The sequence below is a fragment of the Candidatus Zixiibacteriota bacterium genome (genome assembly GCA_019038695.1).
In the GTDB taxonomy this organism is placed as follows: domain Bacteria; phylum Zixibacteria; class MSB-5A5; order GN15; family FEB-12; genus B120-G9.
Genome location: JAHOYZ010000008.1, coordinates 49,487 through 66,227, shown reverse-complemented (window position 1 = coordinate 66,227; position 16,741 = coordinate 49,487). Strand labels below are relative to the sequence as shown.

The following is a 16,741-nucleotide window of genomic DNA, read 5'->3' as shown; positions in this document are numbered from 1 at the left end:
GCGAGGGAGGCCGCACAGTAGGTGCCGGCGTCGTCGCTGAGATTGTAGAATAAGGGATTAGTGACGTCATGAACGTGCAGAAGATACGTATCAGGCTTAAAGCCTATGATCACTACTCGCTGGATCGATCGACTAAGGAGATCGCTCAGACAGTGTTGCGTACCGGTGCCAAGATAGTTGGCCCGGTGCCATTGCCGACCAAACGGACGGTATACACAGTACTGCGCTCGCCTCACGTTGATAAGAAATCACGCGAGCAGTTCGAGACCCGTATTCACAAAAGGCTGATAGACATTTATGATTCTACGCCGCAGACTGTGGATGCGTTAATGAAACTCGACTTGCCGGCTGGTGTGGACGTGGAGATAAAGACCTGACAGGAAGGGTAGCTATGAAGGAGATACTTGGCAAAAAGATCGGCATGACCCGGATCTTCGCGGAATCGGGAGATGCTATCCCCGTAACTGTCATCGAAGCAGGCCCTTGTCCCGTGATATCACGGAGGACTATGGAGAAGCACGGCTATGACGCGCTTCAGGTCGGGTTTGGCACGCGTCGCAAGAGTCGGATCAACAAACCTATGGCCGGTCATTTCAAGAAGGTCGGAGTGGAGCCAACTCAGTATCTGCGTGAAATCAGCAGTGAGGATACGGAGATAGAGCCCGCCGCCGTCCTGACAGTCGATCTGTTCAAAGAAGGTGAGCGAGTGGATGTGACAGGTATTTCGCGCGGTCTCGGCTTCGCAGGTACCATGAAGCGACACCATTTTAGTGGCGCGAATAAGACGCATGGTCAGTCAGATCGTTGGCGTGCCCCTGGTTCTATTGGACAGTCATCTTACCCGTCGCGGGTATTCAAAGGGATGAAGATGTCCGGCCGCATGGGTAAGGATACTAGGACAACGCTGAATTTGCGGATAGTGAAGATCATTAAGGACGAAAATCTCATGCTGGTCAAGGGTCCGATACCGGGTAACCGTGGCTGTTTGGTGACAATCCGACAGTCCAACCGCCCTAAGTAGTGGATGTGATTATGAACGTGAAAGTATACAATCAGGATGGACAAGAGGTCGGCACTGTCGACCTGGCCCCGGGTGTGTTTGAGATAGAACCCAACGAGGGCGTGGTTCATCAGTATGTAGTCAATTACCTGGCTCGTCAGAGGCAGGGTAACGCCAGCACCAAGACTAGATGTCAAGTTCGTGGTGGCGGTCGTAAGCCCTGGCGCCAGAAGGGTACTGGCCGGGCGCGAGCCGGCACTATCCGCTCGCCCCTGTGGCGTGGTGGTGGTATCTCATTTGGTCCTCACCCTCGTTCCTATGGGTCGCGTATGCCACGCAAGATGCGAAAACTCGCTATGCAGTCCGTGTTCTCCGACAAGGCACGTACCGAGCGGATCAAGGTTCTTGATCAGATAGAACTGGACAAGATCAGGACTCAAGCGGTGGTGGGAATACTAACCAAGCTGGATCTGAGCAGCAAGAAGTGTCTGGTGCTTGACGAAGGCCGCAACGAGAAATTGGCCCTGTCGTGTCGGAATATTCCAAAGGTCAAGTACGGACGGGCTTCTCTGGCTAATGGTTACGATGTCCTTGATGCCGACTACCTGATTTTCACCAAAGCCGGTTTAGAAAAGGCAGGGGAGGTGTTCAAATGACTTATGACCCCCGTCAGATAATTAGAACTCTGGTCAATACCGAACGTTCGACCTTGCTTCGAGAAGCCAATAATGAGTATGTTTTCGAGGTTGATAAGCGTGCCAATAAGTACGCAATCAAAGCCGCTGTTGAGCAGGCGTTTAGTGTCAAGGTGGCTACGGTGCGGACGATGATAATGCCGGGCAAGGTTCGGCGAATGGGACGCAATCAAGGCAAGACCCCTACCTGGAAAAAGGCCGTAGTACGGTTGAAAACGGGTCAATCTATTACCATGTTTGAGAATTAGTAGAGAATGAAGGTATAATCTGCCATGGCTGTCAAAAAGTTTCGTCCGGTAACACCATCCCTTCGGTTTCGTACGATTTCTTCTTTCGAGGAGATTACTTCTACGGTTCCCGAAAAGTCATTGCTGCGACCTCTGCGCAAAAGCGGTGGACGCAACAATAAGGGCAGGGTAACGGCCTGGTGCCGCGGTGGCGGTCACAAACGTCATTACCGTGTCCTCGATTTCAAACGGGATAAGCACAATATTCCGGCCCGGGTGGCTTCAATCGAATATGATCCTAACCGCTCGGCACGGATTGCGTTGCTCCATTACATTGATGGAGAGAAACGGTATATTCTGGCTCCGGCTGACCTGAAGGTCAACGACCAGTTGATGTCTGGAGAAGACGTTGAGGTCAAGGTTGGGAACTCAATGCCGTTGGGTAAGATGCCACTTGGTACTCTCTGCCACAATATTGAGATGCGGCCGCTGAAAGGTGGGCAGATGGCTCGCTCGGCTGGTGCATTTGTGCAGCTGGTGGCCAAGGAAGGTAAGAAAGCTATTCTGAAAATGCCGTCCGGTGAAGTCCGCACGGTCCCTATTATTTGCTATGCCACAATCGGTCAGGTCTCCAATGTCGATCACAAGAATGTGGTCTGGGGCAAGGCCGGTGCCTCACGCTGGCGCGGTCGGCGTCCGTCGGTTCGTGGTGTGGCGATGAACCCGGTGGATCACCCTATGGGCGGTGGTGAAGGACGTAGTTCCGGTGGCCGCCATCCCTGTACACCTTGGGGTAAGCCGACAAAAGGTTACAAGACGCGCAGTAAGCGCAAATCCAACGACCATTTGGTCCAGGATCGCAGATCGAAATCATAATTGCGATGGAGTACGTATAGATGCCACGATCACTTAAAAAAGGCCCCTTTATTGAAGACCGGTTGGCCTACCGAATTGAGTCACTGAACAATAGCGGCGACAAGAGGGTTGTGAAAACCTGGTCGCGACGCTCCACTATTACGCCCGACTTTGTGGGACATACGGTGGCAGTACACAACGGAAATAAGTTCATCCCGGTCTACATTACTGAGACTATGGTGGGCCACAAACTTGGTGAGTTCTCCCCGACCCGCACCTATCGCGGGCACGGCGGCAGACTGGCAGAGCGTTCCTCGTCTCTGAAAGGATAGTGTTGAGCCATGTTAGTAACTGCAACCGCCCGACTGCTGTATCTTAGCATCCCACCGCGCAAGATGCGTCTGGTAGCCAATATGGTGAAGGGTATGCCGGTTGAGGAAGCGCTCAACGTGCTTAACTTTACGCCTCGTATTGCCGCTCATCATCTGGCAAAAACGGTGAAATCGGCGGCCGCCAATGCTTTATCGATTGAAGGAACAGACAGCCTCCGGCCAGAAGACCTCTTTATTAAGGATATCTCGGTCGATCAGGCCCCGACGGCCAAACGTATCCGGTTCCAGTCGATGGGACGGATATTCCGCATTCGCAAGCGGTTCTGCCACCTAACAGTTCTTCTGGAGGCAGAGATGGAGCAGCAGGAGCAAGCCAAGGCGCCGTCAAAACGTAAGGCTAGTGCACCCGAGAAGGCAGAAGACAAACCTGCTGCCAAGACCCCGGCTAAGAAGAAAGCTCCGGCCAAGAAGAAGGCTCCAGCCAAAAAGCCTGCAACTGGCAAAGCCACTGCAAGCAAGACCGCTTCCAAGAAAGAAGCGACCGATAAGAAGCCGACAAAAAAAGCGTCGGCCGCTAAGACGAAAAAACCAGTTGCCTCGAAGAAAGCCGAGCCTAAGAGCAAATCGGCAGACAAATAGGCAATGTGTTCAGTAAGGAAATAAGGAGAGTAGCTTGGGACAGAAGACTCACCCGGTAGGGATACGCCTCGGCATCACGAGAACCTGGAATAGCAGGTGGTTTGCTTCAGATCGGAATTATGCCGACCTGGTGTACGAGGATATGATGATCAAGCGGTACATTAGCAGGCGTCTGGATAATGCCGGCATTGCCCAGGTCTTGATCTCGCGTGCTCCCAAAAAGGTGACGGTGGATATCCATACGTCCCGTCCGGGAATCGTAATTGGCCGCAAAGGTGCCGAGGTTGACAAGCTGCGAGGTGAATTGCAGTTGCTCACCAGGAAAGACATCATGCTCAACATTGTTGAGGTGCGTAAGCCTGAGCTCAGTGCCCAATTGGTTGCAGACTCGATTGCCCGTCAGCTCGAAGGCCGGATTGCCTTTCGCCGGGCGATGAAGAAGTCGCTGGCTGCTACGATGAAGATGGGTGCGGTAGGCATCAAGCTACAATGTGGTGGACGACTGGGTGGCCATGAGATCGCTCGAACTGAAAAATACCATGATGGCCGCGTGCCCCTGCATACCTTGCGAGCTAACATCGATTATGCTACATCGACGGCCAATACTACCTACGGTACTATTGGAGTCAAGGTATGGATTTGCCTCGGTGAAATTCTGGATCGAGCCAAGCATCTCTCCGGTGAAGACAAATCTGAGCAGCAGCAATCCGCTCCTCCGACCCGTCAGCGACGTGGACGTGATGGTGGTGGTGACCGGGGCCGTAACAAACGACCTCGTGGCCGCGTGCGTCGTGCTGGTCGTCCGCGCGGTGGTGCTGAGCCAAAGGGTCGTCGACCTGATGCTCCAAGCCCACGCCCGACGGACCGTCCATCTGGTGATGCCCCTGCTCCGAAGAAAAAACCCGGCCCCACCGGTGGCGGTGGCCCTAAGCAAGGTGCGGAGTAATATCCCATGTTAATGCCCAAGAAAGTCAAGTATCGCAAGCAGCAGCGCGGCCGTATGAGGGGTAAAGCCAAGGGTGGATCAGCTGTAAATTTTGGTGAATTCGGACTTAAGGCACTTGAGCCATGTTGGATGACCAATCGGCAGATCGAAGCGGCTCGTATTGCTATGACGCGGTCTATTAAGCGCGGCGGAAAAGTATGGATACGGGTATTCCCAGACAAACCGGTGACGAAAAAGCCTGCTGAGACTCGCATGGGAAAAGGAAAAGGCTCCCCAGAGTATTGGGTGGCAGTGGTCAAGCCCGGCCGCATCCTCTTTGAGATCGAAGGTGTTTCCGAGTTGATGGCGCGCGAGGCGATGCGGCTGGCAGCCAATAAGCTGCCGCTGAAGACCAAGTTCGTCACACGGGCTGAGACGGAAGGAGTTTAAGAGTGGTGTTAAAAATACAGTCACTACGGGAGATGACCCGCGACGAAATAGTACAGAAACAGGGCGACCTGCTCGACGAGCAGTTTAACTTGCGAATGCGCAAGTCCCTTAAGGCTCTTGACAACCCCCTCCGGATCCGCTTTGTAAGGCGAGAACTGGCAAGAATAAGAACTGTCCTCGCTGAGGATGAGATGGGTATCCGGAAGCTGGCCGAAAGTGCTACGAGTATTTTGACCGAGTCCGGTGCAAACGAAAAAAAGGATAAGTAGGCTGAGGACTTGTTGATGACGGAAACAAAAAACAGAAATGATCGCAAAGTGCGACAGGGTAAGGTGGTTTCGGGCAAGATGGACAAGACCATTGTGGTCCGGATTGATCGTACTATGCGGCATCCGCTTTACCAGAAGACATATCGGACATCATCCAAGCTGTACGCTCACGATGAGAAAAACGATGCCCGTATCGGTGATGTTGTCCGGGTAATGGAAACCAGGCCTCTTTCGGCCACCAAACGCTGGCGTTTGATCGAAGTGGTCGTCCGGGCCAAGTAGGATCAGGCCAGAAACAGCAGCATACTCTTGTGATTGGCAAGGATGGAAGATAGATGATTCAGGAATACACTATTCTAAATGTCGCCGACAACTCCGGTGCCAAGAAAGCCATGTGCTTCCGTATTCTCGGTGGCATTCGACACGGTGCTTCAGTTGGTGACGTTATTGTGGTGACGATCAAGGAAGCTATCCCCGGCGGGACGGTGAAAAAATCCGAGGTCTGTCAGGCGGTCATAGTCAGGACCAAAACGGCCCTGCAACGCAAGGATGGTTCGCTGATTCGTTTTGCGGATAATGCTGCCGTCATCATCAATGAGCAGATGGAGCCACGTGGAACCCGTATTTTCGGACCGGTGGCGCGTGAACTAAGAGATAAAAAATTCATGAAGATAGTTTCCCTCGCCCCCGAGGTACTGTAGCGGGGAATGGATTGAAATGCTTATAAAAAAAGGCGATACCGTCTATATCAGAACCGGTCAGGACCGCGGAAAGACAGGTCGGGTCCTGTATGTTGATACGGCCAAGAATCGAGTGGTGGTCGAAGGTGTGTGTATGAAGAAAAAGCACCAGCGCCCTACCCAGAAGTCACCCAAGGGTGGCATCATATCTATTGAAGGTCCTATCAATGTAAGCAATGTCGCGCTGTACAGCTCCGCGCTGGGCGGCCCGACCAAGATTACCACCAAGGTTATTACCGAGGGCGGCAGGAAGCGAAGAGTTCGTATCTGCCGTAAGACGGGCGAAGAGATTTGAGGTAGCGTTGCTATGCCAAGGCTGAAAGACAAATACGAAAAAGAAGTAGCGCCCAAGCTGTTCAAGGAGAACCGGTATAAATCGGTTGTGGAAGTCCCATGCCTGACCAAGATTACGGTCAATATTGGTGTGGGAGAGGCCGTTGAAAACTCCAAGACGCTTGATGCCGCTGTAGCCGATCTGAGTAAGATCACTGGACGCAAGCCGTTGATCACGCGCGCCCGCAAGAGTATCTCGAACTTCAAGCTCCGCCAGGGTCAACCGATTGGATGCTGTGTTACGCTACGGCGTGATGGAATGTGGGAATTTCTGGATCGCCTGGTGAGCATTGCTATGCCGCGCATCCGTGATTTCCGGGGTGTCAGTTCCAAGGCGTTTGATGGACGTGGCAATTATAATCTGGGTTTGAAGGAACAGCTTATTTTTCCAGAGATCGATCTGGATAAGATTGATAAAGTACGCGGTATGAATATCTCCATTACCACTACAGCCAGGACCGACGATGAAGGTCGGCAGCTGTTGGCGGCGATGGGGGTGCCGTTCCGCAAGTAGGAGTCGTATGGCAAAGAAATGTCTGTTAGAGAAGCAAAGCCGCACACCTAAGTTTGGGGTGCGGGCGTACAGTCGGTGTCGGCGTTGTGGTCGGCCGCGAGCTTTCATGCGTCGCTTCGGGCTTTGCCGTATTTGCTTTAGGCAGATGGCGCTGGCGGGAGAACTCCCGGGCGTGGTCAAAGCCAGTTGGTAGTATTCGTACTGAGTGGGAGTTGTATTAGATGAGCATGACTGACCCAATTGCTGACCTTCTGACACGGATTCGGAATGGTTCCAAGGCGAAAATGACCGCCGTGGATGTACCCGCCTCCAATTTGAAGCGGGAGATCGTTCGAATCCTAAAGGAGTACAGCTTCGTGAAAGACATGGTGGAGTTGCCCGACAACAAACAGGGTATTCTCCGTATTTATCTCCGCTATGTGAAAGATGACCGTGCGGTATTGAAAGGAATCCAGCGTGTTTCCAAACCGGGACTACGCAGGTATTTCGATTCAAATGAAGTACGCCAGTCAACTTTTAACAACCGCGGGATCATGGTAGTATCGACCTCGTCCGGCGTGATGACCAACTTCGAAGCTGCCCAGAAGGGGATTGGCGGCGAAGTGGTGTTACGGTGCTGGTAGGGAAAGGACTGTAAGATGTCGCGAGTTGGCAAGAAGCCAATACCGGTACCGGATAAGACAAAAGTTGATGTCTCCGGTCATACCGTCAAAGTGAGTGGCCCCAAGGGTAATCTCTCGATTAATATTCACCCCGAAATGGCAGCCGCAGTCGAGAATAATGAAGTCCACGTGACCCGACCATCGGATCAGAAACACCATTGTGCCTTACATGGCCTGACACGGTCTCTGATTAACAATATGGTGATTGGAGTTACCGAAGGCTACAAGCGTGAGCTGCAGATTATCGGAGTCGGATATCGAGGTGAGATGAAAGGCTCCACCCTGATTTTGAATCTGGGCTATTCTCACCCTATCGTTGTGTCCCCACCGGAGGGAGTCACGATTGAGGTGATACCTAAGGAGAATAAGCTGATTATCACCGGGACCGATAAGCAGATGGTAGGCCAGTTGGCAGCCAAGATCCGTTCCCTGCGCAAACCCGAACCGTACAAGGGCAAAGGCATCAGGTACGTCGGCGAGCACGTGCGATCCAAGGTTGGCAAGAAGGCAGGCGCTTAAGTAAAGAGTGGAATGAACAATGGCTGATAAGAACATACAGAAGGCAAAACGAGCGATGCGGCGACGCCGCAAAGTACGCGGAATAGTCTCCGGAACAGCTGATCGACCTCGTTTGACAGTGTGCAAATCGCTCAATAATATGTTTGCTCAAATCATCGACGACGAGAAGGCAGTTACTCTGGTAGCAGCTTCCTCCAACTCGAAGAATGTAGCTGAACATATTGAAGCTGACAAGAACAAGAGCCAGGTAGCTTTCAAGGTCGGCGAAATTATCGCCGCCGAGGCCAAAGCCAAAGGTATTGAAACAGTAGTGTTCGATCGCAATCGACACGCCTATCATGGGCGGATCAAAGCTTTGGCTGATGGCGCTCGTAAAGGCGGTCTCAAGTTTTAGAAAAGTAAGTGGTCTGTTAGACATATTAATGAGGTAAAGATTGGCACGTTTTGACATGGACAACCTCGAGTTCGAGGAAAAGGTCATAACTATTAAGCGCGTGGCTAAAGTAGTCAAAGGTGGACGAAGGTTCAGCTTCACTGCTCTGGTTGCTGTCGGCGACAAAAAAGGTAAAGTCGGAGTCGGTCATGGCAAGGCTCCGGAAGTAGCTGATGCGATCCGTAAGGGTTCCGAGACAGCTCGCCGAAGTATGACCAATATCAGCCTTATCAAGGGTACGATCCCACATCGGATCGATGGCGTTTTTGGCGCCACAACGGTGGTTATGCGACCTGCTTCACCAGGTACCGGTGTTATTGCTGGTGGTCCGGTGCGTGCGGTCCTTGAATCACTGGGGGTTCAGGATATCCTTGCCAAGGTGCTGGGCAGTCGTAACCCACACAATGTAGTCAAGGCTGTATTGAATGGCTTGGGACGACTGAGAACACGAGAACAGGAACTCAAAGAGCGAACTGAAGCCTAAGGGCGACGCTCGTTAGAGGATAGTTACTGATGGCCAAATTGAAGATAACACAAATTCGAAGCACCATCGATCGCATCGAACCTCAAAAGCGCACTATCAAGGCGCTGGGATTGGGCAAGTTGCATCGTACTGTAGTACACAACGACACACCGCAGATTCGCGGTATGGTTCAGGCTGTGCTGCATTTGGTGACAGTAGAAGAGATAGACTAAGCTGGGTGAGAGGCTAATATGGATCTTCACACGCTAAAACCACCCGAGGGTTCCAAGAAAAACCGTCGACGTCTGGGACGCGGTACCGGCAGTGGCCGGGGAAAAACCTCGGGACGTGGTCATGGGGGAGCCGGCTCTCGGAGCGGTTTCAAAAAGTATGCTGGACACGAAGGCGGACAGATGCCGCTGCATCGTCGGCTGCCAAAGTTTGGGTTTACTAATATCTTCCGCAAGGAATACCAGATTGTGAACCTCGACGAACTCAACAAACGATGTGAGCCGGGCGAAGTAACGATCGAGACACTCAAGGCGGCCGGGCTGATTAGAAAGCCTAATATCCCCGTCAAGATTCTTGGCAATGGGAATGTCGATAAGGCATTTACAGTCAAGGCGGCCCGTTTCAGTAAGTCGGCGAAGGCCAAACTGGAAGAGGCTGGCGGAAAGGCCGAGGTGGTCTAGTGCTTGAAACCTTCAGGTCGATATTCAGGGTCGAAGAACTAAGGAAAAGGATTTTCTACACCCTTGCCCTGCTGGTTGTCTATCGGATTGGCGGTCATATTCCAACTCCCGGTGTTGACGGGAATATCCTGGCCTCTGTCCTGGCAAACAACACCATCTTTGGACTTTTTGATCTGTTCGTGGGCGGAGCATTCGCCAAGGCGGCTATTTTTGCCCTTGGTATTATGCCCTATATCAGTGCTTCCATTATGTTGCAGCTGATGGGTGCGGTAGTTCCGTATCTGCAGCGCTTGCAACGTGAGGGTGAAGAAGGTCGTCGTAAGATCACGCAGTATACGCGTTATCTTACGGTTCTGATCGCTGCGCTTCAAGCGTGGGGAACAGCCAGCTACCTGTCTACGGTCAAAGCCAGCTCCGGTATCTCCGCTGTCCATATGGATACGGCGGCCTTTATCCCGCTGACTATTCTGACCTTTACCTGTGGCACGATTTTTATCATGTGGCTGGGTGAACAGATCACTGAGCGAGGCATCGGCAACGGTATTTCGCTCATCATCTTTATTGGTATCATTGCTCGTTTCCCAGACGCTGTTGTTCAAGAGACGATGCTGGTCTGGCACGGCAGCCGCGACTTCATCGTTGCCATAGCTATGTTGGCTATGATGCTTCTGGTGATCTCTGCGGTTATTCTGGTAACCCGTGCGCAACGTCGAATACCGGTCCAGTATCCTCGCAAAGTCGTGGGCCGCAAAGTGTTCGGAGGTGCTGCAACTCACCTGCCGCTGTCTGTTAACTCAGCTGGTGTTATCCCGATCATCTTTGCCCAGTCGATTATGTTTCTGCCATCCACGGTAGCTCAGTTGTTTCCTACTACTGATTGGGTACAGAACCTGGTGGCAGTCTGGTTGGCACCCGGAGGTCTGTGGTATTCGATTATCTATGGTTTGATTATCGTTTTCTTTGCTTACTTCTATACGGCGATTGTATTCAACCCGATGGAAATCGCCAATAATATGCGCAAGAACGGTGGGTATATCCCGGGTATTCGTCCGGGTAAGAACACCTCTGTGTATATCGAAAGAATCCTGACCCGAATCACTCTTCCCGGGGCAATCTTCTTTGCTTCGATTGCTGTACTGCCATGGGTGTTAATCGGGAGATTCAATGTGAACTTCTTCTTTGGTGGCACTGGTCTTCTAATCGTTGTCGGTGTGGCGCTTGATACTCTGCAACAGATCGAGTCGCATCTAATGATGCGTCACTACGATGGGTTTATGAAGAAGGGCAAGATCAGAGGAAGGTCGATGTGATGAAGAATATGATTTTTCTTGGCCCTCCAGGGTCGGGCAAAGGTACTCAGGCGGTGAAACTAGCTGCCGAGTTAGGAATCCTGCATCTATCTACCGGTGACCTGTTGCGCAATGCAGTAAAGGCAGGTACCGATCTGGGCAAACAAGCCAAGGAGTTTATGGAACGTGGCGAGTTGGTGCCGGATCACCTCCTGATTGGTCTGATTGAATCGAAGGTCGCAGATGGAACGCTGAGCAACGGGTTTATCCTTGATGGTTTCCCGCGCACCGTTCCCCAGGCTGAGAGCCTCAAGGAGATGTTCGCTAAGAACAGTATGACAATGGAAGGTGCTGTTTTACTGCAGGTTTCGGACGAAGAAGTTGTCCGTAGACTTTCCGGCCGATGGTTCTGCCCAACCTGTCAGCGTACATACAACCATCCGTCGAATATGCCAAAGGCTGAAGGTGTTTGTGATGACGATGGTGCCAAGTTGCAGCGTCGCCCTGATGACGAGGAATCGGTAGTGCGAAACCGCCTCGAGGTTTACAAGAAGCAGACTCAGCCCATTGAAGATTTTTACCGCCAGGAATCAATCCTTATCGAAGTGACTGGCGAACAAGCGCCGGTGAGTGTCTTCGAGGATTTGCTCAAGGTGGTGAAGGGTTAGCGAGATAGTTGGTGGCAACAGCCGTGATCAATTTGAAGAGTAAGGAAGAGATTGAAATAATGCGCCGAGCAGGCAAAGTGGTCGCCCGGGTTCTTGATTTAGTCGGTGAGACTGATCTTGAGGGAATGACTACATCTGAACTGGATCGTCTCATTGAGGAGTGCATCCGCTCTCAAGGCTCTGTACCAGGTTTCAAGGGTTATCAGGGTTTTCCTGCCGCCTCTTGTATTTCAATTAACGAAGAGGTTGTTCACGGCATCCCCGGCAAGCGAGTAATGAAGTCTGGCGATATTGTGTCGGTTGATGTTGGTTCTATCGTAGATGGCTACTATGGCGATTCCGCGCGCACCTTTGCTGTGGGCGAGATTTCTGATGAGAAAGCCAAATTGATGGAATGGACCAAAAAATCTCTGATGGCGGGAGTTGACAAAGCTCGAAAAGATGATAAATTAGGCGCCATATCATCGGCCGTCCAGCAGGTTGCTGAAGGCCAGGGGTATGGTGTTGTCCGTCGTCTGGTTGGTCACGGTATCGGCCGCCAATTGCACGAGGATCCCCAGGTACCCAATTTTGGGTTACCCAATGACGGTCCAGTATTGCAGGCGGGTATGGTACTGGCCATTGAGCCGATGATCAACATGGGTACCGCCGACGTTAAGACGATGCCCGACGGATGGACGGAAGTAACTGCTGATGGACAGCCGTCAGCACATTTTGAACATACGGTTGTCATCACTGCTGGTGGTGACGCAGACATTTTGACAATAGCATAACGGAGCTTATGGCCAAAGAAGAGACCATCCAAGTTGAAGGTAAGGTGATCGAAACACTGCCCAACGCCATGTTCAAAGTGGAGTTGGACAATGGCCATGTAGTTCTGGCGCACATCTCTGGCAAGATGAGGATGCACTTCATCAAAATCCTGCCGGGTGACAAAGTCACTATGGAGTTGTCGCCGTATGATTTGAGTCGAGGACGTATAACATACCGTTACAAGTAGGCCTTCCTGCTGCGGTTGATTGGTGGAAGTTATGAAAGTTCGTTCGGCGATTAAGAAGCGTTGCTTGTACTGCAAGATTGTCAAGCGCAAAGGTGTTCTGCGAGTAATTTGCTCCAGGAACCCCAGCCACAAGCAGCGACAAGGTTGAGAAAAGAAGTGTTAGTGAATAGAGCAAGGAGAGTGGTTTGGCCAGAATAGCTGGTGTTGACCTACCCAAAGACAAGCGTATTCAGATTGGGCTGCGGTACATTTTCGGTATCGGACCTTTTGCGGCCGATGCGATTCTGGAGAAAACCGGAATCTCCCCCGATCTGCGGGTTAACAAGCTTACGGACGAAGACGTTACCAAGCTGCGTAAAGTCATCGAGAATGACTACAACGTGGAAGGTGAGCTTCGCAGTGAGATACAGATGAACATTAAGCGCCTGGTGGATATCGGTAGTTATCGTGGACTCCGTCACAGGCGTGGTCTGCCGGTTCGCGGTCAGCGAACAAAGACCAATGCCCGTACCCGTAAGGGACCAAGTCGAGCTATTGGTGGTTTGAAGAGAAAGCCGGTGGGCAAGAAGTAGTTCCTTTATTCGTTTGAGGTGATAAGTGGCTGACGCTAAGAAAAAAGGTAAATCACGTAAGAAATCACGCAAGGTTGATGCCAATGGCGTGGTGCATGTGAAGGCTACCTTTAACAATACGATTATTACATTAGCCGACAACACCGGCAAAACTATTGCCTGGGGCAGTGCCGGTCGAGTAGGATTCAAGGGGTCAAAAAAATCGACTCCATTTGCCGCCCAGCAGGCCTCGACCGCGGCCGCGAAAGAGGCTATGGACATGGGACTACGACGGGTTGAAGTGTGGGTTAAAGGACCCGGATCTGGCCGTGAGGCAGCGATCCGTTCTTTGTCCGCCGCGGGCCTGGACATCTCGATTATCAAAGATGTCACGCCCATCCCGCACAATGGTTGTCGCCCGCCCAAGCGCCGGCGTGTATGATTGATTTGGAATAACGGATTTGATTTTGTATAGGAGACTTAATGGCTCGTTATCGTGAAGCCAACTGCAAGCTCTGTCGTCGTGAGGGAGAGAAGCTCTTTTTGAAGGGCACTCGCTGTCTCAGCGATAAGTGTGCTGTTGAGCGGCGTCAGTATGCACCCGGCCAGCACGGCCGGAATCTTCGCCGGAAGATATCACCTTACGGTGTGCAGTTGAGAGAAAAACAGAAGATTCGCCGTATCTATGGCGTTCTGGAAAAGCAGTTCAGGAATTACTTCAAGAAGGCTGACCGCAGGAGTGGTGTCACCGGTGAAATCCTGCTACAGTTGCTCGAGGCACGGCTGGATAACGTTGTTTATCGGCTTGGTTTTGCACCTTCCCGCAAGTCTGCTCGCCAGTTGGTGCGCCATCGTCATGTGACTGTTGGCGGTCGTATCGTAGATATTCCGGCGTACAGCATCAAACCGGGTGAGGTTATCAAGATCAAGGATAAGTCCAAGAATCTTGACCTGATCCATGCTGCCCTCAAGGATGTGGGACGGGGAGATCAATATCCCTGGTTACGGCTCAACAAAGCCGGACTTGAAGGCGAGCTGATTGAAGTTCCTAAGAGAATGGACATCCCGCTAACAGTTAACGAACAGTTGGTTGTGGAGTTGTACTCCAAGTAAGGAAGCATCCCTTTGGGAGGATTTGTCGCAGTATGAAGTGGAAACCGCTTACAATGCCGAAAGAAGTCGTCAACGATCAATCGTCGTCGACAGAAAACTATTCCAGGTTCATAATTGAACCCCTCGAGAGAGGTTATGGTACGACCCTGGGTAATGGGTTACGCCGTGTTCTCCTGTCTTCTATTCAGGGAGCGGCCGTTGTTTCGATGCGCATCAAGGGATGTTTGCATGAGTTCTCATCAGTACCGGGCATCTATGAGGATGTTACTGAGATCGTACTCAATGTGAAGAAGCTTCGGATTCGGATGCACTGTGATGACATGCGCACTCTGACGCTGAAGACGAATTCCAAGGGTAAGCTCACCGCTGGAGACATTGAAGTTAACCCCGAAATCGACATTCTCAATCCTGAGCAGCACATTTGCGAATTGACTGAAGATGTTGAGTTCGAGTTGGAACTTGATATCGATGCCGGGCGCAGCTATTTCGTGGCCGAACAGAATAAACGCCCCGACGCCCCGGCCGGGACGATCTTTGTTGATTCGCTATTCTCACCGGTTACCAAGATTGCTTATCACGTCGAGAGCACCAGGGTAGGGCAGAAGACCGACTACGATAGCTTGGTCATGGAGGTCACTACCGATAGCTCAGTAACTCCAGAGGATGCTCTGAGTTACGGTGCCAAGCTGCTCAAGGACCATCTGCAATTGTTCATCCATATGGATGAGGAAGTGTTGGTCGAGGAAGAAGTTGAAGAGGATGAGGAGACCTTACGAGTTCGCAATCTTCTCAATACGCGCGTTGACGAATTGGAATTGTCGGTGCGTTCGTCGAACTGCCTGCGAGCGGCCAATATTCAGACTATTCAGGATTTGGTCATCAGGACCGAATCAGAGATGCTTAAGTACCGAAACTTTGGACGGAAATCCCTTAACGAGATTAGCACTATCCTTGATGAGATGGGGCTTTCGTTCGGTATTGATGTGTCCAAGTACGTTGAACCACAAACCTGAGATTGCGTGACTAGAAATGGGACATCGAGATAAAATAAAGAAACTCGGACGTACCAAGTCGCATCGGGAAGCAATGCTGTCTAATATGGCCATGTCATTGTTCCTACACCGTGTTATCAAGACTACGGATGCGAAAGCCAAGGCGCTGCGACCGATCGTGGATAGGATTATTTCCACCGCGAAGAAGGATACGCTTACATCCAAGCGGATGGTTGCACGGACTATTCGCCAGAAGGCTGTTTTCAAAAAGCTGTTTGCCGAAATCGTACCCCATTTCAAGGATCGTGATTCCGGTTTCACGCGCGTGGTGAAACTGGGGGTCCGGCGTGGTGATGGCGCATCGATGTCGGTCGTTGAGCTGTTGACTCCTCCGCCCAAGGTAGAGGTCGATAAGAAGGACAAAAAAGCCAAGAAAGCTGCAGCGGCTAAGAAATAGACCTCTGAGGTTACACGAATATCCAGAAGGCTCGCCCTACCGGCGGGCCTTTTGTTGTGAAATCACCGCTCACACCGGCGAGCGGGTTTGTTGATAAGGTCATTGCTGTGAGGCGTGAAGACCGAGAGGTCGGAATGACGTGGCAATCTCGATTGCTAGGAATAGGGGGTGCATGAGATCGCCACGTCCACCAAGGGCGGGCTCGCGATGACGTGTATTCTCGCTTGGCTTCGGACTTTCTTTCCCTTGCGAAGCTCACCGGAGCTTGTTATACTTAATTAAACTCGGATGTTAGCCATTTGCGAGAAGTAGTTGCATTGGTATGAATTAGCATAACAGGATAAGAGATCTTAACTCACAAAACGGAAAGTGAGGGGATATGACGGAACAGGTTGAGAGGAAAGGGATGTCCAAGGGTTGCCTGGTGGCTCTTATCATCGCAGGCGTACTGGTCGTGTTGGTTGCAATCGCCGGAGTGACTTGCTACATGAATCGTGATGCCTTGGCTCGCTATGGGGCTGTGACCATGATCAGCGGTGTCAGGACAATGATTGCTGAAAATCCTGCCGATGGTGTCGATACTATCGCAGTGTTCGCTGTTACGGATGCGTTCATTGAGAAGTTGCAAGCGGACGAGGAGATTGCAACTGAGGAAGTAGGATTGTTCATGCAGTCTCTGCAGCCTCTAGTCTCAGACGAAAACATCGATGCGGACGAAGTGGACGAGTATATCGAGATGTTGGTTGGTCTGTATCCTGAATTGGGCGACATGGTACTCGAAACGCAGGAAGTTGTACAGCCGGATTCCGGCCTGGTGCCGGACGACTCTATCGCTACTGAGTGAAGGCTGTTACCAAAGACTACCAGGTTCTTGTGACCCCAGCGAAAGCTGGGGTCCAGTCCCGCTGTCAGGTTGCAAGCAA

At 51.6% G+C, this 16,741-nt stretch carries 32 protein-coding genes; all 32 read left to right on the top strand.

Features of this window, described 5'->3' with window-relative positions:
- Window positions 1-68 precede the first annotated feature (68 nt).
- Window positions 69-377 (top strand): 30S ribosomal protein S10, encoded by a 309-nt coding sequence (gene rpsJ, locus KOO62_03790; GenBank protein ID MBU8933109.1) that lies wholly within the window; start codon window positions 69-71, stop codon window positions 375-377.
- 14 nt (window positions 378-391) lie between these two features.
- Window positions 392-1,021: a 50S ribosomal protein L3 gene (gene rplC / locus KOO62_03785; GenBank protein MBU8933108.1), complete on the top strand. Its 630-nt coding sequence runs from the start codon at window positions 392-394 to the stop codon at window positions 1,019-1,021.
- A gap of 8 nt (window positions 1,022-1,029) precedes the next feature.
- The gene (rplD, locus tag KOO62_03780) at window positions 1,030-1,656 is read left to right on the top strand and encodes a 50S ribosomal protein L4 (GenBank protein ID MBU8933107.1); all 627 of its coding nucleotides are present in this window, start codon (window positions 1,030-1,032) and stop codon (window positions 1,654-1,656) included.
- Window positions 1,653-1,943, top strand: coding sequence for a 50S ribosomal protein L23 (locus KOO62_03775; GenBank protein MBU8933106.1), 291 nt, complete (start codon window positions 1,653-1,655; stop codon window positions 1,941-1,943). The genes rplD and KOO62_03775 overlap by 4 nt, the downstream gene beginning before the upstream one ends.
- Window positions 1,944-1,967: 24 nt before the next feature.
- Window positions 1,968-2,798: a 50S ribosomal protein L2 gene (rplB, locus tag KOO62_03770; GenBank protein ID MBU8933105.1), complete on the top strand. Its 831-nt coding sequence runs from the start codon at window positions 1,968-1,970 to the stop codon at window positions 2,796-2,798.
- 20 nt (window positions 2,799-2,818) lie between these two features.
- A complete protein-coding gene (gene rpsS, locus KOO62_03765) occupies window positions 2,819-3,109 on the top strand; it encodes a 30S ribosomal protein S19 (protein MBU8933104.1) in 291 nt (96 codons plus the stop codon).
- 9 nt (window positions 3,110-3,118) lie between these two features.
- Window positions 3,119-3,748, top strand: a complete 630-nt coding sequence (gene rplV, locus KOO62_03760; protein MBU8933103.1) for a 50S ribosomal protein L22 — start codon at window positions 3,119-3,121, stop codon at window positions 3,746-3,748.
- A 34-nt stretch (window positions 3,749-3,782) separates the two neighbouring features.
- The gene (rpsC, locus tag KOO62_03755; GenBank protein ID MBU8933102.1) at window positions 3,783-4,694 is read left to right on the top strand and encodes a 30S ribosomal protein S3; all 912 of its coding nucleotides are present in this window, start codon (window positions 3,783-3,785) and stop codon (window positions 4,692-4,694) included.
- Window positions 4,695-4,700: 6 nt separating this feature from the next.
- Window positions 4,701-5,123, top strand: a complete 423-nt coding sequence (gene rplP, locus KOO62_03750) for a 50S ribosomal protein L16 (GenBank protein ID MBU8933101.1) — start codon at window positions 4,701-4,703, stop codon at window positions 5,121-5,123.
- A gap of 32 nt (window positions 5,124-5,155) precedes the next feature.
- On the top strand, window positions 5,156-5,392 hold the full coding sequence (gene rpmC, locus KOO62_03745; GenBank protein ID MBU8933100.1) for a 50S ribosomal protein L29: 237 nt from the start codon (window positions 5,156-5,158) through the stop codon (window positions 5,390-5,392).
- 15 nt (window positions 5,393-5,407) lie between these two features.
- Complete coding sequence (gene rpsQ, locus KOO62_03740; protein ID MBU8933099.1) at window positions 5,408-5,674, top strand: 30S ribosomal protein S17; 267 nt, start codon at window positions 5,408-5,410, stop codon at window positions 5,672-5,674.
- A 53-nt stretch (window positions 5,675-5,727) separates the two neighbouring features.
- Window positions 5,728-6,093 carry a 50S ribosomal protein L14 gene (rplN, locus tag KOO62_03735; protein MBU8933098.1) on the top strand — a complete coding sequence of 122 codons (366 nt, stop codon included), beginning with the start codon at window positions 5,728-5,730 and terminating at the stop codon, window positions 6,091-6,093.
- Between the two features lie 16 nt (window positions 6,094-6,109).
- Entirely contained in the window at window positions 6,110-6,427 is a 318-nt protein-coding gene (gene rplX / locus KOO62_03730; protein MBU8933097.1) for a 50S ribosomal protein L24, read from the top strand.
- A 12-nt stretch (window positions 6,428-6,439) separates the two neighbouring features.
- A complete protein-coding gene (rplE, locus tag KOO62_03725; GenBank protein MBU8933096.1) occupies window positions 6,440-6,979 on the top strand; it encodes a 50S ribosomal protein L5 in 540 nt (179 codons plus the stop codon).
- A 7-nt stretch (window positions 6,980-6,986) separates the two neighbouring features.
- Window positions 6,987-7,172, top strand: coding sequence for a type Z 30S ribosomal protein S14 (locus tag KOO62_03720; GenBank protein MBU8933095.1), 186 nt, complete (start codon window positions 6,987-6,989; stop codon window positions 7,170-7,172).
- A 28-nt stretch (window positions 7,173-7,200) separates the two neighbouring features.
- Window positions 7,201-7,602, top strand: coding sequence for a 30S ribosomal protein S8 (gene rpsH, locus KOO62_03715; protein MBU8933094.1), 402 nt, complete (start codon window positions 7,201-7,203; stop codon window positions 7,600-7,602).
- 15 nt (window positions 7,603-7,617) lie between these two features.
- Window positions 7,618-8,160, top strand: coding sequence for a 50S ribosomal protein L6 (rplF, locus tag KOO62_03710; protein ID MBU8933093.1), 543 nt, complete (start codon window positions 7,618-7,620; stop codon window positions 8,158-8,160).
- Window positions 8,161-8,179: 19 nt separating this feature from the next.
- Window positions 8,180-8,554 carry a 50S ribosomal protein L18 gene (gene rplR / locus KOO62_03705; GenBank protein MBU8933092.1) on the top strand — a complete coding sequence of 125 codons (375 nt, stop codon included), beginning with the start codon at window positions 8,180-8,182 and terminating at the stop codon, window positions 8,552-8,554.
- Between the two features lie 55 nt (window positions 8,555-8,609).
- Window positions 8,610-9,077, top strand: coding sequence for a 30S ribosomal protein S5 (gene rpsE / locus KOO62_03700; GenBank protein ID MBU8933091.1), 468 nt, complete (start codon window positions 8,610-8,612; stop codon window positions 9,075-9,077).
- Between the two features lie 26 nt (window positions 9,078-9,103).
- Window positions 9,104-9,289, top strand: a complete 186-nt coding sequence (gene rpmD / locus KOO62_03695; GenBank protein MBU8933090.1) for a 50S ribosomal protein L30 — start codon at window positions 9,104-9,106, stop codon at window positions 9,287-9,289.
- Between the two features lie 18 nt (window positions 9,290-9,307).
- Entirely contained in the window at window positions 9,308-9,748 is a 441-nt protein-coding gene (gene rplO / locus KOO62_03690) for a 50S ribosomal protein L15 (protein MBU8933089.1), read from the top strand.
- Window positions 9,748-11,058: a preprotein translocase subunit SecY gene (secY, locus tag KOO62_03685; protein ID MBU8933088.1), complete on the top strand. Its 1,311-nt coding sequence runs from the start codon at window positions 9,748-9,750 to the stop codon at window positions 11,056-11,058. The genes rplO and secY overlap by 1 nt, the downstream gene beginning before the upstream one ends.
- Window positions 11,055-11,705, top strand: a complete 651-nt coding sequence (locus tag KOO62_03680; protein ID MBU8933087.1) for an adenylate kinase — start codon at window positions 11,055-11,057, stop codon at window positions 11,703-11,705. The genes secY and KOO62_03680 overlap by 4 nt, the downstream gene beginning before the upstream one ends.
- A gap of 23 nt (window positions 11,706-11,728) precedes the next feature.
- Window positions 11,729-12,478, top strand: coding sequence for a type I methionyl aminopeptidase (gene map / locus KOO62_03675; protein ID MBU8933086.1), 750 nt, complete (start codon window positions 11,729-11,731; stop codon window positions 12,476-12,478).
- An 8-nt stretch (window positions 12,479-12,486) separates the two neighbouring features.
- Window positions 12,487-12,705: a translation initiation factor IF-1 gene (infA, locus tag KOO62_03670; protein ID MBU8933085.1), complete on the top strand. Its 219-nt coding sequence runs from the start codon at window positions 12,487-12,489 to the stop codon at window positions 12,703-12,705.
- A 31-nt stretch (window positions 12,706-12,736) separates the two neighbouring features.
- On the top strand, window positions 12,737-12,853 hold the full coding sequence (gene rpmJ / locus KOO62_03665) for a 50S ribosomal protein L36 (protein MBU8933084.1): 117 nt from the start codon (window positions 12,737-12,739) through the stop codon (window positions 12,851-12,853).
- Between the two features lie 37 nt (window positions 12,854-12,890).
- Window positions 12,891-13,277 carry a 30S ribosomal protein S13 gene (gene rpsM, locus KOO62_03660; GenBank protein MBU8933083.1) on the top strand — a complete coding sequence of 129 codons (387 nt, stop codon included), beginning with the start codon at window positions 12,891-12,893 and terminating at the stop codon, window positions 13,275-13,277.
- A gap of 25 nt (window positions 13,278-13,302) precedes the next feature.
- A complete protein-coding gene (gene rpsK / locus KOO62_03655) occupies window positions 13,303-13,698 on the top strand; it encodes a 30S ribosomal protein S11 (protein ID MBU8933082.1) in 396 nt (131 codons plus the stop codon).
- Between the two features lie 41 nt (window positions 13,699-13,739).
- Window positions 13,740-14,369, top strand: a complete 630-nt coding sequence (gene rpsD, locus KOO62_03650) for a 30S ribosomal protein S4 (protein MBU8933081.1) — start codon at window positions 13,740-13,742, stop codon at window positions 14,367-14,369.
- Window positions 14,370-14,401: 32 nt separating this feature from the next.
- On the top strand, window positions 14,402-15,382 hold the full coding sequence (locus KOO62_03645; protein MBU8933080.1) for a DNA-directed RNA polymerase subunit alpha: 981 nt from the start codon (window positions 14,402-14,404) through the stop codon (window positions 15,380-15,382).
- Between the two features lie 16 nt (window positions 15,383-15,398).
- Complete coding sequence (gene rplQ / locus KOO62_03640) at window positions 15,399-15,818, top strand: 50S ribosomal protein L17 (GenBank protein ID MBU8933079.1); 420 nt, start codon at window positions 15,399-15,401, stop codon at window positions 15,816-15,818.
- A gap of 379 nt (window positions 15,819-16,197) precedes the next feature.
- Window positions 16,198-16,662 carry a hypothetical protein gene (locus tag KOO62_03635; GenBank protein ID MBU8933078.1) on the top strand — a complete coding sequence of 155 codons (465 nt, stop codon included), beginning with the start codon at window positions 16,198-16,200 and terminating at the stop codon, window positions 16,660-16,662.
- Window positions 16,663-16,741 lie beyond the last annotated feature (79 nt).

Excerpts from the sequence above, each read along its gene's own strand:
- rplF (MBU8933093.1), top strand. The coding sequence starts at position 7,618 with ATGTCGCGAGTTGGCAAGAAGCCAATACCGGTACCGGATAAGACAAAA.
- rplB (MBU8933105.1), top strand. The coding sequence starts at position 1,968 with ATGGCTGTCAAAAAGTTTCGTCCGGTAACACCATCCCTTCGGTTTCGT.
- rpmJ (MBU8933084.1), top strand. The coding sequence starts at position 12,737 with ATGAAAGTTCGTTCGGCGATTAAGAAGCGTTGCTTGTACTGCAAGATT.
- rpsS (MBU8933104.1), top strand. The coding sequence starts at position 2,819 with ATGCCACGATCACTTAAAAAAGGCCCCTTTATTGAAGACCGGTTGGCC.
- rpsJ (MBU8933109.1), top strand. The coding sequence starts at position 69 with ATGAACGTGCAGAAGATACGTATCAGGCTTAAAGCCTATGATCACTAC.
- rpmC (MBU8933100.1), top strand. The coding sequence starts at position 5,156 with ATGACCCGCGACGAAATAGTACAGAAACAGGGCGACCTGCTCGACGAG.
- KOO62_03775 (MBU8933106.1), top strand. The coding sequence starts at position 1,653 with ATGACTTATGACCCCCGTCAGATAATTAGAACTCTGGTCAATACCGAA.
- rplN (MBU8933098.1), top strand. The coding sequence starts at position 5,728 with ATGATTCAGGAATACACTATTCTAAATGTCGCCGACAACTCCGGTGCC.
- rplX (MBU8933097.1), top strand. The coding sequence starts at position 6,110 with ATGCTTATAAAAAAAGGCGATACCGTCTATATCAGAACCGGTCAGGAC.
- rpsE (MBU8933091.1), top strand. The coding sequence starts at position 8,610 with ATGGACAACCTCGAGTTCGAGGAAAAGGTCATAACTATTAAGCGCGTG.
- KOO62_03645 (MBU8933080.1), top strand. The coding sequence starts at position 14,402 with ATGAAGTGGAAACCGCTTACAATGCCGAAAGAAGTCGTCAACGATCAA.
- rplP (MBU8933101.1), top strand. The coding sequence starts at position 4,701 with ATGTTAATGCCCAAGAAAGTCAAGTATCGCAAGCAGCAGCGCGGCCGT.
- rpsH (MBU8933094.1), top strand. The coding sequence starts at position 7,201 with ATGAGCATGACTGACCCAATTGCTGACCTTCTGACACGGATTCGGAAT.
- rplR (MBU8933092.1), top strand. The coding sequence starts at position 8,180 with ATGGCTGATAAGAACATACAGAAGGCAAAACGAGCGATGCGGCGACGC.
- rpsQ (MBU8933099.1), top strand. The coding sequence starts at position 5,408 with ATGACGGAAACAAAAAACAGAAATGATCGCAAAGTGCGACAGGGTAAG.
- KOO62_03720 (MBU8933095.1), top strand. The coding sequence starts at position 6,987 with ATGGCAAAGAAATGTCTGTTAGAGAAGCAAAGCCGCACACCTAAGTTT.
- rplC (MBU8933108.1), top strand. The coding sequence starts at position 392 with ATGAAGGAGATACTTGGCAAAAAGATCGGCATGACCCGGATCTTCGCG.
- infA (MBU8933085.1), top strand. The coding sequence starts at position 12,487 with ATGGCCAAAGAAGAGACCATCCAAGTTGAAGGTAAGGTGATCGAAACA.
- KOO62_03635 (MBU8933078.1), top strand. The coding sequence starts at position 16,198 with ATGACGGAACAGGTTGAGAGGAAAGGGATGTCCAAGGGTTGCCTGGTG.
- rplV (MBU8933103.1), top strand. The coding sequence starts at position 3,119 with ATGTTAGTAACTGCAACCGCCCGACTGCTGTATCTTAGCATCCCACCG.
- rplQ (MBU8933079.1), top strand. The coding sequence starts at position 15,399 with ATGGGACATCGAGATAAAATAAAGAAACTCGGACGTACCAAGTCGCAT.
- rplO (MBU8933089.1), top strand. The coding sequence starts at position 9,308 with ATGGATCTTCACACGCTAAAACCACCCGAGGGTTCCAAGAAAAACCGT.
- rpsD (MBU8933081.1), top strand. The coding sequence starts at position 13,740 with ATGGCTCGTTATCGTGAAGCCAACTGCAAGCTCTGTCGTCGTGAGGGA.
- rplE (MBU8933096.1), top strand. The coding sequence starts at position 6,440 with ATGCCAAGGCTGAAAGACAAATACGAAAAAGAAGTAGCGCCCAAGCTG.